Genomic DNA, 15,080 nt, shown 5'->3' with positions numbered 1-15,080 from the left:
TCTACCGCATCGCACGCATGAAATCATTCGCAGACGACCAAACCTTCGCCGACTCCGAACTATCCCTCGAAGACGCAACAAGCCTCAAACGTTCCACCATCAAGGACTAGTTCACCGAGAGCCACCCATCGCAGGGACTGCACTACCAGATCTTGGTCGTGCAGTCCCATTGTGAAAATTTCGGCCGCAACACCACCACGTGTCGCCCGGAGGCTCAGGTCTCCCCGAGAAACCGCCGCAGTAATGGCCCTGTTTTCAGTCGACATTAGGAACAAGTACACAGTCGTTTATCCCAAGGCATCTAAAACACTGACCCCGCTTTTTCCCGGCGTGGGCCATTGGTTCGATTGAACCGCAGCGCAGGTGACGGATTCACTGGTATCAATGTGAACGATGCATTCTCACTCTGTGATAACCGGCGTGGTGTGGTGTCTTGAGGTGTTCCAAACTGAAGCGCAGCACGGGTGTAGTTTGTGTCATCTCGACGAGGAGAAATTGTGAAGGCTGTTCGTCTGCACCGTTATGGGGAAAATCCGACGATCGAAGAGGCGGCCGAGCCCAATCTGATCGGGCCGTGGGACGTCATTGTTGATGTTGGTGCTGCTGGTTTGTGCCGCACGGATCTTCACATTATTGAAGGGCAGTGGGATCCCATCCAGCATCCGCACCTGCCGTATACGTTGGGGCATGAGAACGCGGGGTGGGTTCGCGAAATCGGGAGTGCGGTGCATAACGTGAAACCGGGTGACGCGGTGATCATGCATCCGCTGACTAGTTGTGGTCTGTGCCCGGCCTGCAGAGTGGGCCAGGACTCGCACTGTGAAAACGCGACCTTTCCGGGAATCAACGCGGATGGCGGCATGGCTCAGCAGCTGCTGACCAATGCACGGGCGGTGGTCCGGTTGGACGCCGGGCTGCAACCGAAGGACGTAGCCGCGCTGGCTGATGCAGGTCTGACCGCGTACCACGCGGTGCGTAAGGCTGCAGATGTTCTATTTCCGGGAACCCACGCGGTCGTGATCGGTGCCGGTGGTCTCGGACATATTGGAATTCAGGCGCTCGCGGCTATTACGAGTGCGACGATAACGGTCGTCGACCGCAGTGAGGCTGCTCTCGAGCTCGCTACGAAACTCGGTGCGCACCACACCGTTCTGTCAGCGACCGACGATGACGTCGAGAAGAAGGTGCTCGAGATCACGGATGGTGGAGCACACGTTCTGTTCGACTTCGTTGGAGAGCGCGGTGCGGAGTTGCTCGCTCCGCGTCTTCTGCGTAATCGTGGATCGCAGTACGTGATCGGTTACGGTGGCGCGGTCAATATCCCCACTATTGAGATTATTTCGCGTGAAATCAACGTCATCGGAAACTTGGTCGGAACCTACAACGACCTCGTCGAGCTCATGACACTCACGGCTCAAGGCAAGGTCACGCTTCACACCGCTGTCTATCCCCTGGACGCAGCTCTCGACGCGATCGCAGATTTAACTGCCGGACGGATCCTCGGTCGCGGAATTCTCGTCCCCTAAAACACCAGCACGAATTACCCTTGAGTCGACAACTGTGAGCAAAGGAGCTCGATAATGGCTTTTCCCGCCAAGTATCCACAAATGAATGCGACGGAATTGACCGATGAAGCGCGGAGAGTGCTCATCCGGGTTATTCGAGTTGCGTTTCCTCACCCGTCATTTCCCGATGCTCCCTATGAACGGACGGCAGACACGATCTTGCGGGAGGCCGAGAGCTCAACCTGGTTTCGGGTCGCGCTCACGCAGGGGCTAATTACTCTGAGCCACCTGGCCGGAGGCGATTTCCGCACCCTGAACGACGAAGACGGCACCAAGGTGTTGCGCCGAATCGAGACCACGGAGTTTTTCGGCTTTATCCGGCGCACGACCGTGCTGAATCTGTATGACAACGAGGACGTCTGGAAGATCCTCGGCTACGAAGGACCGAGCTTCGACAAAGGTGGATACATCAACCGTGGCTTCAACGACCTTGATTGGCTTCCCGAAGCGCGGATCGAAAGCTACGACGGGCCGGAGCAACTCATCGAAGTTGCCACAAGCGCGTCCGTGGCAAAAATTCGCGGCGGCGAAAACACGCCCGCGACAGAGCGTGACACCAGCAATCAACCCGGTAAACGCGACGCAACCATGATGGAGATGACGAAGTGAGCACTATCGAGCACGATGAGGCAGCGATCGTCATCATCGGATCGGGAGCTGGGGGCGGAACGCTTGCTTACGAACTGACGGCGAAAGGTCTTCCGGTTGTGGTTCTGGAGGCGGGTCCGTACCTGCGCAACGAGGACTACGTCAACGACGAGTGGGAGGCCTTCAACCAGATGGCCTGGCTTGACCCGCGAACCACGTCAGGATCCTGGCGAATCGCTCGCGATTTCCCCAACCTTCCGGCGTGGATTGTGAAGGCGGTCGGTGGCACGACAACGCACTGGTCCGGTGCGACACCGCGATTCAAAGCTCACGAATTCGCTGCGCGCAGCACCTACGGTCGAATCGACGGCGCCAATCTCCTCGACTGGCCGATCACCCTGGCCGAGCTCGCGCCCTACTACGACAAAGCGGAAATCGCGATGGGATCGACGCATGTGCACGGTCGCAAGCCGCTACCCGCGAATAACAATTACACGGTCTTCGCAAACGGCGCCGAACGGCTGGGATACAAGTTTTATTCGACGGGCCCGTATGCGACGAATGCTGAGGAGTACGACGGCCGTCCGGCATCCATTCAGGACGGCTTCAACTTTCAGGGTGATAAGAACAAGTCGAAATGGTCGACGCTGGTGCGCGAAATCCCTCGTGCAGAAGCAACGGGGTTGCTTGACCTCCGACCCGACAGCCATGCGGTGCAGATCACCCACGATGCTTCGGGACGAGCAGACGCCGTGCTTTATCTGGACAAAGACGGCAACTTGCAACGACAAGCCGCCCGGCTCGTCGCAGTAGCTGCGAACTCTATCGAAACGCCCCGGCTGTTGCTTCAGTCTGCCAGCCCAATGTTCCCCGATGGCTTGGCCAATTCCTCCGGCCAAGTCGGTCGCAATTACATGCGCCACACTACCGGTTCGGTCTACGCCAGGTTCAACGATCCGGTAAGGATGCACCGCGGTGAAACCATGGCCGGAGTGATCGCGGACGAGTCCCGGCATGACCCCGATCGAGGCTTCGCCGGTGGCTACTTTTTGGAGACAATTTCACTGGGGCCAGCCTTCCTAGCCAGCTTCAGCGATCCCGGGGCCTGGGGACGTGGATTCACCGAAATTCTCGAAGCGTATGCCAACACGGCCGGGCTCTGGATCGTCGGCGAAGACCTGCCACAGGAAAGTAACCGAGTCACTCTGAACACGACGTTGTCTGACAAGAATGGCCTCCCCGTACCCAATGTGCACTTCGACGACCATGCCAACGACATCGCTATGCGAGAACACGGATACGCGCAAGCAGAACTGCTGTATGAAGCCGTTGGTTCGGTCGGTGCGCAGCGCACTCCCCCGTACCCGTCCACGCACAATATGGGCACCTCCCGAATGAGTGCGCGGTCCGAAGATGGTGTCGTCGATAAGTGGGGACGCGCCCACGACGTACCCAACCTATTCATTAGCGATGGGTCCGTGTTCACCACCAGCGCGGCCGCCAATCCCACGCTGACGATCGTAGCGCTGGCCATCCGACAGGCCGAATACATCGCGGATCAACTAAAAACAGGAGGAATTTGAGCTAGGCCAGACTGCCAGATCTGTGAGGCCGTGAGGCCGTGAGGCCGTGGGCATACAGGGACGGCACGATCTCATCGACGCCGGTCAGTCGGCCATGTCGTTTTGGCACCATCACCGGAGTGAACGTGCCGTCCCGGTCACGGGGCACCTGGATAATCACCAGCCCCGTAGTGGAACTAATCACCGCTTTGGTGCTAGTTCCACTGCCCACGTTCGAGTCAGAAAACGCGGATCGGGATCTCGGCCGGTGCAGCGAGCAGCGCCTCGATTTCCTCATCGAGCTTGACAAGGGTGATTGACGCGCCCGCCATGTCCAGCGACGTGCAGTACTCACCAACGTAATTACGCCCGACGGTGATACCGGCGCTGACGAGTTTCTCGTGTGCCAGGCCGTACAGCAAGTACAGCTCGCTGATCGGCGTGCCACCGAGGCCGTTCACCATGAGCGCAACACGATCTCCGGACGTGAACGGTAAGTCCGTGATCACGGCACCGAGAATGTCATCCACGATTTCGTCTGCCGAGACGAGCTTGCCGCGCCTGCGCCCGGGCTCACCGTGAATACCGATACCGATCTCGATCTCGTCTGGCCCGAGATCGAAAAGGGGTGACCCTTTTGCGGGCGGGGTGCAAGCCGTCAGTGCGACGCCCATCGTGCGCGTGACCGAATTGACCTTCTCACCGATCCGGATAATTTCATCAAGGTCGGCGCCGGCTTCCGCGGCCGCTCCTACTGCCTTCATCACGAAAAAATTGCCGGCAACACCGCGGCGACCGATCGTGTACAGCGAGTCCTCCACCGCAACGTCGTCGTCAATGAAGAGCATCTCGACTCTGATACCGTCGGCGCGTGCCATTTCCTGCGCCATCTCGAATGCCATTCGGTCTCCGGTGTAATTGTTGACGAGCAGTAGCACTCCCTTCGGCGAGGCGAGCAGTTTCGTCGTCTCGTACACGTAATCGACGGGAGGGGCAGCGAAGACATCTCCAGGGCAGGCAGCGTCGAGCATTCCCCTGCCAACAGTCATGACGTGGGCGGGTTCGTGGCCTGATCCAGAACCCTGGATGATGGTCACCTTGTCTGCATTGGGTGCATCGGCACGGTGGATGAGGTTGTACTCCGGGACGTACTTCAGCGTGTCAGGATTTGCGAGGGCGAGGCCCTTGAGCATTTCCGGCACGAAATTCTTGGGATCGTTGATGAACTTCTTCATGGTTTCTCCACGTCTTTGTGATGCTGAATGGGCTTCGGGTACAGGTAAGGCAGAGGGGCTATGGGTTAGCGGGCGCGTGCTTCTACGGTGAGGCGCTCGAGGATGATGGCCACGGCGACCGCACCAGCATCGGGCGAGCCGATACTGCGCTCACCGGTGTAACTGGCGCGTCCGCGTCTTGCCTGAAGAGAGCTGGTCGCGTCTGCTGCAACACGTGCGGCTTTCGCTGCCTCGTCGAGTGCCTTTTCGAAAGACGAGCCCTGTGCGACTGCCACCTCAAGAGCGTCAGTCGCCGGAACGAGCGCGTCGAGCAGCGTCTTGTCGCCAACATCAGACTTGCCACGGTCCTTGATGCCCGCGATCGCCGCCCGCAGCATCGCGACGACATCGGCGCCGCCGACCGCATCGCGACCGCGCACTGCGGTGGAAGCACGCAGGAAGGCGGTGCCCCAGAGGGGGCCGGAGGTGCCCCCAATACGGCTCGTGATTGTATGCGCAATGCTCTTAAGAAAAATGCTCGAGTCTGTGCGGTCGAAGACGTCCCACTCCTCTAATACTTTCTCAAAACCGCGGGCAAGCGAGTATCCGAAATCACCGTCTCCCACGACGGAGTCGAGTTCGCAAAACGCTTCTTCGTTTTCAATCGCTGTTTCGGCAATCGATCGAACGACGAATTCAGTGTCGATTATGCTGCGGGTCTTCATTGTGCCTCCTGAGGTGTGGCGCGAGGGAGCGCCGCCATGCGGGCGAGATCGCCCAGCTGAATGAACGACCGTGGATTGATGTCATACGGGTCCGCGATCACCTGGGTCATCTCGCCGGGATTCGGGTCACCAAGTGAAGAGACCACGAGGGCGGCGGAGGAGAAGTCCTCGCTAGAGGTGTAGCTACTCACCGTCACGACAGTTCGCAGACCAGCCGTCGTCGCTGAGCGCAGGCCGTTTTGGCTATCCTCGACAACGATCGCATCATCTGGTGATATTCCAAGCACGGATAGCGCGTGCAGATAGATGTCTGGCGCCGGCTTTTTCTTCGCCACGATGTCGCCCGCGAAAACCGCGAAGCGTGACGCTTGCTCAGGACCGACGGCGTGTGTGAGAACCGCCCGAACGGATGGCTCCGCCGATGTAGACGCGACCGCGAGGGTCCATCCTGCCGCACTCGCCTCCCGCACGATTCGATCGATACCGGGTCGCGCTGGCACAACACCACTCTCGATCAGGTCCGTGTAGATCTCGGTCTTCCGGCGATGCCATGACGCTATGAGAGCAGTGCGTGCCGTCGGGTCGTCGGGGATTTCGATCAGTTCAGCAAACTCGGGTGTGATCAAACTCATCAACCGCTCCTTGCCTCCACTAATTTTCACCTTGTCGGCATAGTCTTCGGTACTCCACTGCACGGGCAACCCGAATTCGCGAAAGGTTTGGTTGAAGGCGGGAAGGTGACCGTACTGCTCCGTGTCGGCGAGTACGCCATCGCAGTCGAAGATCAGAGCAGGCATCGCTTTCACCACGCCTTATTAGCGCTACCGAATTGACCTGCCAGATTGACGACGAGGTGCACGATGTCGGCCCGAGTGTGGGCAAAAAGCGACGGTGGATCCCATTTGTCGTTTTTCTGTGCCTCAGTGAGGAAGGCGAGGCTTGACTTCATGAAGGTTTCCTTCAGGGAGGTCGATATGTTGACCTTCGCGCAACCGCGCGCGATCAGGTCACTGAACTGCTCGGAGGTCAGGCCGCTCCCGCCGTGTAATGCGATCGGGATTGGATGGCGCTCCACAATGTCGGTGACCCGGTCGAAGTCGAGTACGGGTGTGGCCTTGTACGTGCCGTGCGCATTACCAATCGATGGGGCAAAGACGTCAACACCAGTCGCCTCGATAAACCGCAGCGAGACTTCAAGCGATTGTCGCGCCGATTCCTGGTCGGATCCGTGGTCGTCTTCGACACCCGTAATGGCCTCGATCTCACCCTCGACATGAGCGCCGTAGAGCCGGGCCTCCTTCACGACTTCGATCGTCTGCCGCTGATTCTCTTCGACCGGTAGTGCAGAGGCGTCAAAAAGCACCGAGTTCCACCCCTGCTTGAGGCACTCTGTCACGACGGCGCGATCCGGACAGTGGTCTAGGTGCAACGAGACCGGCACCTCGATTCCCTCCGTCATCGACCGCCAGAGACTGGCAAAAACGCCACTCCCGATGCTCCGAACGGTCTTCACTGAAGTTTGAACAATCAGTGGGGACCTTGCCTCTACGGCCCCAGCAAGCACTGCTTCCAACGTCAAATCGTTGAAGACGTTTATGGCAGGGACACCGTAGCGCTCACTGAATGCGCGATCGACGATATCTTTCATTGGCACGACACTCATAGCAACCTCCGTGTTTGGATATCTTTACGGTAGGGCAGGTGGTACGACTCGAACCATACAGGATTTCCCCGCCTTTTCGGGGTGGGGAATTCTCTAATGTTCGGCGATCACGCCTACCGAACTATGCTCCCGATTCATGTGGACGAGCATCGTGCGATTGTGCGCGCCGGTCTTTCGGAGCAATGATCCGACGTGCTTTTCGACCGTCTTGACCGAAATGAACAACGCGCTGGCGATCTGCTTATCTGCCATGCCCCGCTCGACGAGTGGGCGCACCTGACGCTCCCGCGGAGTGAGAGTTTCATCGTCGGATCCATGTGCGGAGAAACCGGTGAGGTGATCGAGAATATCGTTCTGAAGCAGCGCTTCGCCACGGCACGCGGCAATGATCACACGTGAGATCGTTGCCGTATCGGACTTGAGGCTGAGGAATCCGCGGACGTTTGCTTGCGTTGCTGAACGAATCTGGTCAACGGTCGGGTTTTCTGTGAGGACAACGATTGTGGCGTTTGGGTCAAACTCACGTATCTTCGCGAGTGTGCCGCATAGTTCCCCGTTGAGCACCCGCAGGTCGACAATGAGCACGTCCGGACGGAGCATCTCATAGGCATCGACCAGCTGATGCCCTGAACTCAACTCCGCGGTGACCTGGATTGCAGGTTCGCTCAGATTCAGGAGCCGAACGAGTCCGGCACTGATAATCGGTTGGTCGTTCGCGATGAGAACCTTCCAGCGCGGCTGCGGGAGGCTTTCGCCGGTTCTGGAAATATACGGGATAGTCGCTTTGATCTTCGTTCCCCATCCCGGAGTCGTATCGATGTCGAGCTCACCATCGAGGTGACTTGCGCGCGACATCATCCCGTGGAGCCCGAGGCAGCCGGAAGACAATGACGAGAAGTGCCCGCCGTGCGCCTCGGCGAGGTCAAAACCCCGACCGTCGTCATCGATCAAAACTGACAGTACCTGGGTGTCGTAGACGAGTCCGACCCGAGCACTTCCGGCACTTGCATGTGAGACAACGTTGCTGAGGGCTTCTTGAACGATCTTGAATGCCTGGTGTGCGATCTCTGGCGCGAGAGGGCGCGGTGTGCCGACGGTAACGAATCCAGTCGTGGTCATACACATGGACTCCACCCAGGCTAACTCCGTGCCGATCGCTGCCTCGAGGGTTCGACCCTCCAGTGATGCCGGGCCAAGTCCGAGTGCCGTACGGCGCGTCTCGGTCAAGGCGTCATGGGCGACCGTGCGGGCGCTACTGATGAATGTTGCGGCAGGTTCGCCGTTGCGGTTCGCCCTGTCTGCCTCGTCGAGGTGCAGAAGCAACGATGCAAGCGACCTCCCGACTGTCTCGTGGACGTCCCGTACGGCCCGCTCTCGTTCTGCAGCCACGGCAGCCTCGCGAGTGCGGTCAGCGGCCTTCGCGTACAGTTTTGAGTTCGCGAGCGCAATCGCCGCGTGGTGCGCGAAAAGTTCGACGAGTTTGGCATCTGTCGTCGTGAACACACGCCCAGGAGTGGCGCTGAAGATGACACACGTTCCAATGATGCTGTCACCCCATTGAATAGGGACGCCGATGACCGCGCAGTGCAACCGTGGGTCATCCGGTGCAATGTGGCCGGCGCGCAATACCGATGCGTACTCATCGAGGATGACAGTTCCTCGACTATGGACGACTTCGCCAGTGACGCCCTCGTCGAGCGAAAATGTCTGCCCTTCGTGACAGCCGACCCCGAGGTCCACTTTTTTGGTATACATTCCGCTGGCCTCGTTGACCAGTGAGATCGAGCCGCTCTCACAACCAAGGAGTGCGATCGCATGACCGAGGATGCGCTCAAGGAGCGGCGCCAACTCGAAGCGTCCCGCAAGATCGCGGGCCAGATCTGTCACGGTGTTGAGTTGTTCGCGCAACTCGGTTGAAGACTCGATTACGAGGTCCTCTGAAGCGTGCACATTACGTCCTCTCTGACGAAGGGCAAACAGCCGGCCTAGTTTCGGGGACAACGTGCGTCACCGCTCCTGCGTAGCTAAGCCAGTACCAAGTAAATCATGTTCGATGCTGGTTTTCCCTACGTCTTTTCCCTAGGCCTTTTCCCTACGTCGAGGTCTGGGAATTCCTCCTGGTCTGTGCGCGGGGCGCACGATTGCCGAGAAAGACTCGGCCGAGGCTCTTGTCGGCGAGCGTGGAGGCTTGGCCTGCGCATCGCACGACGGTGGCGTGGCACGACAGCTCTTTTCGCAGGGCAGCCGCGTCAGGTTCGGAGGGTGATTGTCCCCTGGCAAAGCCGAGGAATGCGCCAAGAGGCGGTTTCGAGAGACACCCTCGGTTCAACCAAGGGAGCCTCCGCACACCGCTTTCTAATCAATGATGGGAGGCCGCCCGCATCGACCGGCCGATTAACATGGCAGAGGGGTATCCGCTGGCCTGTGGCCGGTGGATACCCCTCCGCTGTTATGCCGAGTTATGTCATGCGCCTAGTGGTGGGCCACGTACTTGACGGGTGCAGGCAAGCCTGCCTCGGCACGGATCTGACGCGACAGTCGCTCGACCGAGATAAGCGCGTACACGACGCTCTCCGCCGTGACCTCGAACGACATGTTGTGAATGGTCTCGCCTTCTGCCGTAGCCGCCTCGGCGACGATGCGCAGTGTTTCCGCGTCGTCAACATCGATACCAACCTCGGTCAAGGTGGTCGGCAGTCCGACGCGGGTTGTGAACTCCACAAACGCCCGAATGTCGGCGAACGGTGCGCCCTCAAGGACGAGCTGCGTCACCGACCCAACATTCACCTTGTAGCCGTGCTGAACACCCCTGGTTTGCGGTACGGCAGTGAGACCGTTGTGGATCGCGTGAGCTGCCGCCAGACCGCCGGACTCAAACCCGAGACCGGAGAGCAACGTGTTCGCCTCGATGACCTTCTCAAGAGCCGGTGTGACGACGTGATCGCGCACCGCCGCGATAGCCGGAATGGCGTTCTCCCACAAGACATCCCACGATAGGCGTGCGAGCGCCGTGCCGGTGAGGGTAGGAAGGTCTCCCGCGATCGTGTCGGAGAAAGACCCTGCGACAGCCTTCGCCTCGAGCCAGGTAGCGAGCGCATCACCGACGCCAGCGATAAGGAACTCCGCCGGGGCGTTCGCGACGATCTGCGTGTCCACGAGCACCAGGTCAGGGTTGCGAGGAAAATAGAGATACTCCAGGAATGCGTGGTCCTCGGTGTAGATGACACCCAACGTCGACGTCGGCGCGTCGACCGATGCTGTGGTGGGCACGGTCACCCAACGGATACCAGCGCTATGGCCCGCGGCCTTGGCCGTGTCGTGGGTGCTTCCTCCACCGACAGAAACGGCGATGTCCGCGTTGTGCTTCTTGAGGAGCTCTACAAAGCGTCCGATTTCCTTCGGGTGCGGAATACCGTTGAATTTCTCACGGATAACGGGCAGTTTGGCGGCCTTCAGGCTGGCCGTCACGTCATCCTCGACGATATTCCAGACCATGTCGTCGCAAATCATGAGTGGACGTTTTCCGATTTGGGCAAGTTCCTCCCCCAACCTCGATATTGCGCCCTTGCCCTGAACGTACCGACCTGGGCTGATAAATGTTTGCACGGTGCTTTGCGCCATTACAACAATCTCCTTTGATTTAATACTTCAGGTAGCGATTGGCGACCTTTAGCCGACGCTATGACCGGTGCCACACCCGGAACAAGGGGGAATTCCTCGTTGTACGTGGGGAGTTTCCCCCGTCACCCCCCATGTGAACCGCTGGCCCTGACGCGATCCTGAATTCTTCTCGAAGGTCACGTTCCATTGAGTGGATGCTCCACGGATAAGAGAGTCGCTTCGTGCCCGCAACCGATTCGACCTTCCCTACTCGGGTGCGACGGCGGGTGGTTTCATCGGAAACATTGATTCGTTCACTTCGGCGTCCCCGCCGCCGACCGTGACCGACACGCCGCCAAAATCTGCAGACCGGGATGCTGCGGTCGTTGGAGCCGGGGACGGCCCGGTACCATCCGCTATTTTCTCCATCCGCACAGCCGCACTTTTGAAGAGTCGAACTGTTCCGTCCGGATGCTCGTCGTTACACGGCCACGGAATGCCACTTCCTCCTCGAAGTCGCTCGTAGGTAATGCCGGTGCAGTCACACGGGCGGCCTCGGCTGCAGTCCTGCCAAGCGCGGAATCCATCCTCAGGTCCGGCCCAGTCGAGAAGTGGCGCGCCCGAGTTCGTGCGAAAATTCATCCGCGCCGAGTAGTCAAGAAAAATGTCCAGGTCGCTCCTTGCCTCACCGGGCGGCTCGACGGCCTTGTCGGAGAGATGCACCGTACGATCTGCGTTGGTGAAAGTTCCTGCTTTCTCGCCCCAGCCCGCGGCCGGCAGCACAACAACGGCATACAACGCTGTTTCGGTGAGATAGAGGTCCTGCACGACGAGGAATACATTCTCTTGGGCGAGGATAGCGCGGATTCGTTCCAATTTCGGCATCGAAACCGCCGGGTTCGTCGCCGAGATCCAGAGAAACTCGATGCTGCCTTGCTCGACAGAGCGAAAGATTTGCATCGCATGGGTTGGGGGACCTTTGTGCGGAATGACCGAAATATCAACGTCCCACAGTGTCGCGAGCTCGCGGACGTGCTCCGAATTCTCCCAGTTGCGGAATCCGGGAAGGTCTCCGTCAGCCCCGCACTCGCGATTGTTCTGCGCGGTGGGCTGGCCGTTCATCTGCAGCACCCCGCTTCCTGGCGCGCCGAGTTTTCCTCGCAGCAAGTGCATATTGTTCACCTGACACGATGCCGCGGTTGCCTGCGCCGACTGGTAGAAGCCCTGCAAAACGGTGGAGAGCACCCGGGCGCTCGTGCCGAAAATTCGTGCAGCTTCTCGCACATCGTCGGCCGAGACACCGCAGGTCTCAGCTACTGCCTCTGGCGTCCATGGTTCCACGCCGGACCGCAATCTGTCGACTCCGATGGTGTGGGCTGCGATGTAGGCCTCATCAATCCATCCGTTCATGAACAGTTCCCGGATCAGACCATTCATCAGCGCCTGGTTCGTCCCTGGACACACCGCAAGGTGCACGTCCGCGACCCGCGCCACCTCAGTCTCACGCGGGTCAATGCAGACAATACGTGGCCGGTCGGGCTCAGCGGACCCTTGTCCGCCAAGAGCTGCCTGCTTCGCTCGACGATCCGGGACATCGCCGTGTCCCAGTCGGTCTCGACCAACTCGCCACCGATCCGGATGAGAGGACGAGTCAGCCGGTCGTCGTTCGACATACCCTGCCAACTGCCGAAGAGCTCCTTCGGCCCGAGTCGCGCATGATTGACGATGTCGATGGCTCGCCCCCGCACTCCGACCATCCGCCCGTCTTTCACCGCGATGTCGCACACGCAGCCATTGCTGCACAGCGTGCAAGCCGACTGCACCCAACGATCGACGTCGTCCTCACCGAGGCCATCAGCCAACTTCTGATCAACACGTACCGGCCACTTCTCGCCTCGAGCAAAGGGCGTCCTGGTGCCCCCGATGTCGCCGATCCTGTCCACCATGACACTGCCTTCTTCCGCTCTGTCTTATAGCCTGCGCCCCGAGCGGTCCAGATCAATGTCATGACGGGATTCATCTAAAACGCTCTGTGGCACACAGATTATGCGGATTATCATCCGTGGGCACCACTCTGACTTCCTTATCGACGTGCACGACAAGGAAGAAGACAACGTGATTTCAAATCACATTCCGAACTCTCTACGATGAAGTCATTTACGCCGTGCTCGACTGGATCCTCTTCGCCGACCGCCCGCCGCTGGCCTGGAAGCACCTTTGGGTCTCCTCATCTACCCGATGGTGTGGGTGATCGTCGTGCTCATCCGGGAGCCACCGACGGGTGGGTTCCGTACCCCTTCTTCAATCCCGCCACCGGATATGGACTCGTGTTCACCTACGTCCTGGCCATTGCAGTGCTGATCGTCGTCACCGCCGCAATCGTCTGGGCTCTCAGCCGTCTGAGACTTGTGAAACTACGGTTTCGAAACACCGAGTGCCTTCTGGCTCAGTCGACGGCGCCAGATAGCGCCCGGAAATCGATCACGCTCTCTGTCGATGGGGCATGACCGATCATGGAGCACTTGCGTGCGCATGTGAGAACTCGAGAGCGAGCCACCGCGGCGTGGGCTCAGGAGCTCAAGCCCTCCTGCCACGTGATGAGGTTCCCGAGCTTGGACACCAGGACGTCGTCCTGAAGACCGTGTGCCTTGGCCCGCGCCTTGTGCAGCGTAACGGTCGCGACAGCATGGTCGCCAGCGTCCGCCGCGATCTCCGCGTCGTCGACGTAGGCAGCCAGCTGAGCGGAGAGCTGCGCGTACTTCATAGAGGCGTCCTTCAATCCCGCCAGAACTTCCTCGACCTCACCAAAAGTGACACAATCGCCGCCACCGCTGACAACACCGGCGGTCCATTCGATGCCGCCGAGAATATGAGCGAGGAACAGCGGATCGGAATAGTTCGCGTCGATATGCCCAGCGCCTTCGTACCAGGAGCGACCGCCCTCGAAGTTCTGGCACCACGCGAGGGGGTGGTCGGCGCCCATCGCACCACTGCCCGGGTTATACGTTGACTCGTCGAGAGTGATCAGCACGTGCACGTCTTCGCGGGGATTGGTCGTGAAGTTGTACCATTCGTCAAAGCGCACCCATTCGGCCGGCAGCATCGCGGTCGACGGATGAGTCGGGCTCTCGACGCGCATCGTCGCTGTCTGTTGCGCGGGGTGGCTGCGGAAACGGGCGCCGCCTCCGGTGAGATCGCTGTACCAGGGCACCGTGTGCATCGAATCTGTCGCTGCGTGCAGACCGACAAAACCACCACCGCCTCGGATGTATCCCTGGAACGCCGACAACTCGACGTCATCGAGGAGCCGCGGACGGACCGGGTCAAGGTCGTTCGTACCGTCCACTGGTGAGGCAAAGATGATGGTCGCGTACTGCGAAAGGTCCTCGGCTGTGGTGAACGGAGTGGTGGCAAGGGTCTGGGTCGTCTGACGCGGATCCCAGACGTCCACGGTGAACCCGTTCTCCTGACCAAGCTGAATGACTGCGAGCGTCGTGTCATCGATGTTCGAGTGTCGGTACCCGAGGGTGTCGCCGACGACCAGCACCCTGTACTCGTCGTCGGCATATGCCGGAGTAGCGCCGAGGCTGAGCATCAGCCCGACCGCCGCGATCCCGGTCACTAGGCGTTGAACATGCATCTTCATAGGTCTACTCCTCATTGAGTGCAAACTGACGTGGTTGCGATCGGCACGCTATGCAATATGTTGCGTATAACGACATATGTATTCACTCGATAGCGTCTGGCAACCTCAAATCAAATGTCAACGCGATTGCGTCAATATCGCCTTCCCTCCCCGTCAAAAAAGCCGCTTGACACTGAACTAGGAGCGACAGACCCGCTCGCGAAGCCTTCCTCATCACTCGCGACTTAATCCGTCACACCAGTCGGTACGCTCGCGGCTCAACCAGGGAACTGCGCACCGCATGAGCCGACGACTGGCGAGCCTGGCGGTCGAAGCGGCTCGCGGCGTGGTCACGTCCCGCTGGGTGGTGTAATTCCTCGTCACCGTGCGGGTCAGTTTGTTTAGTTTAGGCGGCAGCGAGTTCGGGGAGAATCACCGCCTCGTCGATGACCTCGATGGGGTTGTTCATGGTGGTCAGCTCGAGCATCGAGGCTTCGGAGAAATAACGACGTTCGCCGGCTTCCCACTCGTCATGCTG

13 protein-coding genes and 1 pseudogene are annotated in these 15,080 nt (G+C 59.5%); 4 read left to right on the top strand and 10 right to left on the bottom strand.

Going from position 1 to position 15,080, the window contains the following annotated elements; genetic code table 11:
* The first annotated feature begins 497 nt into the window (after nt 1-497).
* Genes CXY72_RS00780 through CXY72_RS00770 form a run of 3 tightly spaced genes read left to right on the top strand, consistent with a single transcriptional unit; the run spans nt 498 to nt 3,736 of the window.
* Nucleotides 498-1,526 carry an NAD(P)-dependent alcohol dehydrogenase gene (locus tag CXY72_RS00780; protein WP_104125830.1) on the top strand — a complete coding sequence of 343 codons (1,029 nt, stop codon included), beginning with the start codon at nt 498-500 and terminating at the stop codon, nt 1,524-1,526.
* A gap of 54 nt (nt 1,527-1,580) precedes the next feature.
* Nucleotides 1,581-2,174 (top strand): hypothetical protein, encoded by a 594-nt coding sequence (locus tag CXY72_RS00775; RefSeq protein WP_199183893.1) that lies wholly within the window; start codon nt 1,581-1,583, stop codon nt 2,172-2,174.
* Nucleotides 2,171-3,736: a GMC family oxidoreductase gene (locus tag CXY72_RS00770; RefSeq protein WP_104125829.1), complete on the top strand. Its 1,566-nt coding sequence runs from the start codon at nt 2,171-2,173 to the stop codon at nt 3,734-3,736. The genes CXY72_RS00775 and CXY72_RS00770 overlap by 4 nt, the downstream gene beginning before the upstream one ends.
* 37 nt (nt 3,737-3,773) lie before the next feature.
* Here CXY72_RS00770 and CXY72_RS20300 read toward each other — a convergent pair.
* The 9 genes and pseudogenes from CXY72_RS20300 to CXY72_RS20460 form a co-directional block, all read right to left on the bottom strand.
* Nucleotides 3,774-4,013, bottom strand: a pseudogene (locus tag CXY72_RS20300) (transposase); the annotation flags it as partial.
* On the bottom strand, nt 3,955-4,950 hold the full coding sequence (gene dhaK, locus CXY72_RS00765) for a dihydroxyacetone kinase subunit DhaK (protein WP_104125828.1): 996 nt from the start codon (nt 4,948-4,950) through the stop codon (nt 3,955-3,957). The gene dhaK and the pseudogene CXY72_RS20300, both read right to left, overlap by 59 nt.
* Before the next feature lie 65 nt (nt 4,951-5,015).
* Nucleotides 5,016-5,654, bottom strand: coding sequence for a dihydroxyacetone kinase subunit DhaL (gene dhaL, locus CXY72_RS00760; protein WP_104125827.1), 639 nt, complete (start codon nt 5,652-5,654; stop codon nt 5,016-5,018).
* Nucleotides 5,651-6,451 carry an HAD-IA family hydrolase gene (locus tag CXY72_RS00755; RefSeq protein WP_104125826.1) on the bottom strand — a complete coding sequence of 267 codons (801 nt, stop codon included), beginning with the start codon at nt 6,449-6,451 and terminating at the stop codon, nt 5,651-5,653. The genes dhaL and CXY72_RS00755 overlap by 4 nt, the downstream gene beginning before the upstream one ends.
* 5 nt (nt 6,452-6,456) lie before the next feature.
* Nucleotides 6,457-7,317, bottom strand: coding sequence for a class II fructose-bisphosphate aldolase (locus tag CXY72_RS00750; RefSeq protein WP_104125825.1), 861 nt, complete (start codon nt 7,315-7,317; stop codon nt 6,457-6,459).
* A gap of 93 nt (nt 7,318-7,410) precedes the next feature.
* On the bottom strand, nt 7,411-9,267 hold the full coding sequence (locus CXY72_RS00745; protein ID WP_158252411.1) for a LuxR C-terminal-related transcriptional regulator: 1,857 nt from the start codon (nt 9,265-9,267) through the stop codon (nt 7,411-7,413).
* A gap of 522 nt (nt 9,268-9,789) precedes the next feature.
* Nucleotides 9,790-10,938 (bottom strand): glycerol dehydrogenase, encoded by a 1,149-nt coding sequence (locus CXY72_RS00740; RefSeq protein ID WP_104125823.1) that lies wholly within the window; start codon nt 10,936-10,938, stop codon nt 9,790-9,792.
* Between the two features lie 246 nt (nt 10,939-11,184).
* Nucleotides 11,185-12,393: a molybdopterin-dependent oxidoreductase gene (locus tag CXY72_RS20465; RefSeq protein WP_370446183.1), complete on the bottom strand. Its 1,209-nt coding sequence runs from the start codon at nt 12,391-12,393 to the stop codon at nt 11,185-11,187.
* Complete coding sequence (locus CXY72_RS20460) at nt 12,354-12,863, bottom strand: hypothetical protein (RefSeq protein ID WP_370446182.1); 510 nt, start codon at nt 12,861-12,863, stop codon at nt 12,354-12,356. Before CXY72_RS20460 ends, CXY72_RS20465 begins: the two co-directional genes overlap by 40 nt.
* A 297-nt stretch (nt 12,864-13,160) precedes the next feature.
* On the opposite strand from CXY72_RS20460, the gene CXY72_RS00730 reads away from it, so the two are divergent.
* Nucleotides 13,161-13,424 carry a hypothetical protein gene (locus tag CXY72_RS00730; protein WP_104125822.1) on the top strand — a complete coding sequence of 88 codons (264 nt, stop codon included), beginning with the start codon at nt 13,161-13,163 and terminating at the stop codon, nt 13,422-13,424.
* A gap of 62 nt (nt 13,425-13,486) precedes the next feature.
* On the opposite strand, the gene CXY72_RS00725 is transcribed toward CXY72_RS00730, so the two are convergent.
* On the bottom strand, nt 13,487-14,563 hold the full coding sequence (locus CXY72_RS00725; RefSeq protein WP_158252410.1) for a ThuA domain-containing protein: 1,077 nt from the start codon (nt 14,561-14,563) through the stop codon (nt 13,487-13,489).
* Between the last annotated feature and the right edge of the window lie 517 nt (nt 14,564-15,080).

Source organism: Cryobacterium sp. Y57 (genome assembly GCF_002929505.1).
Lineage (GTDB): Bacteria > Actinomycetota > Actinomycetes > Actinomycetales > Microbacteriaceae > Cryobacterium.
The sequence above is the reverse complement of the archived record's forward strand: the minus strand, read 5'-3'. Positions and strand labels throughout refer to the sequence as shown.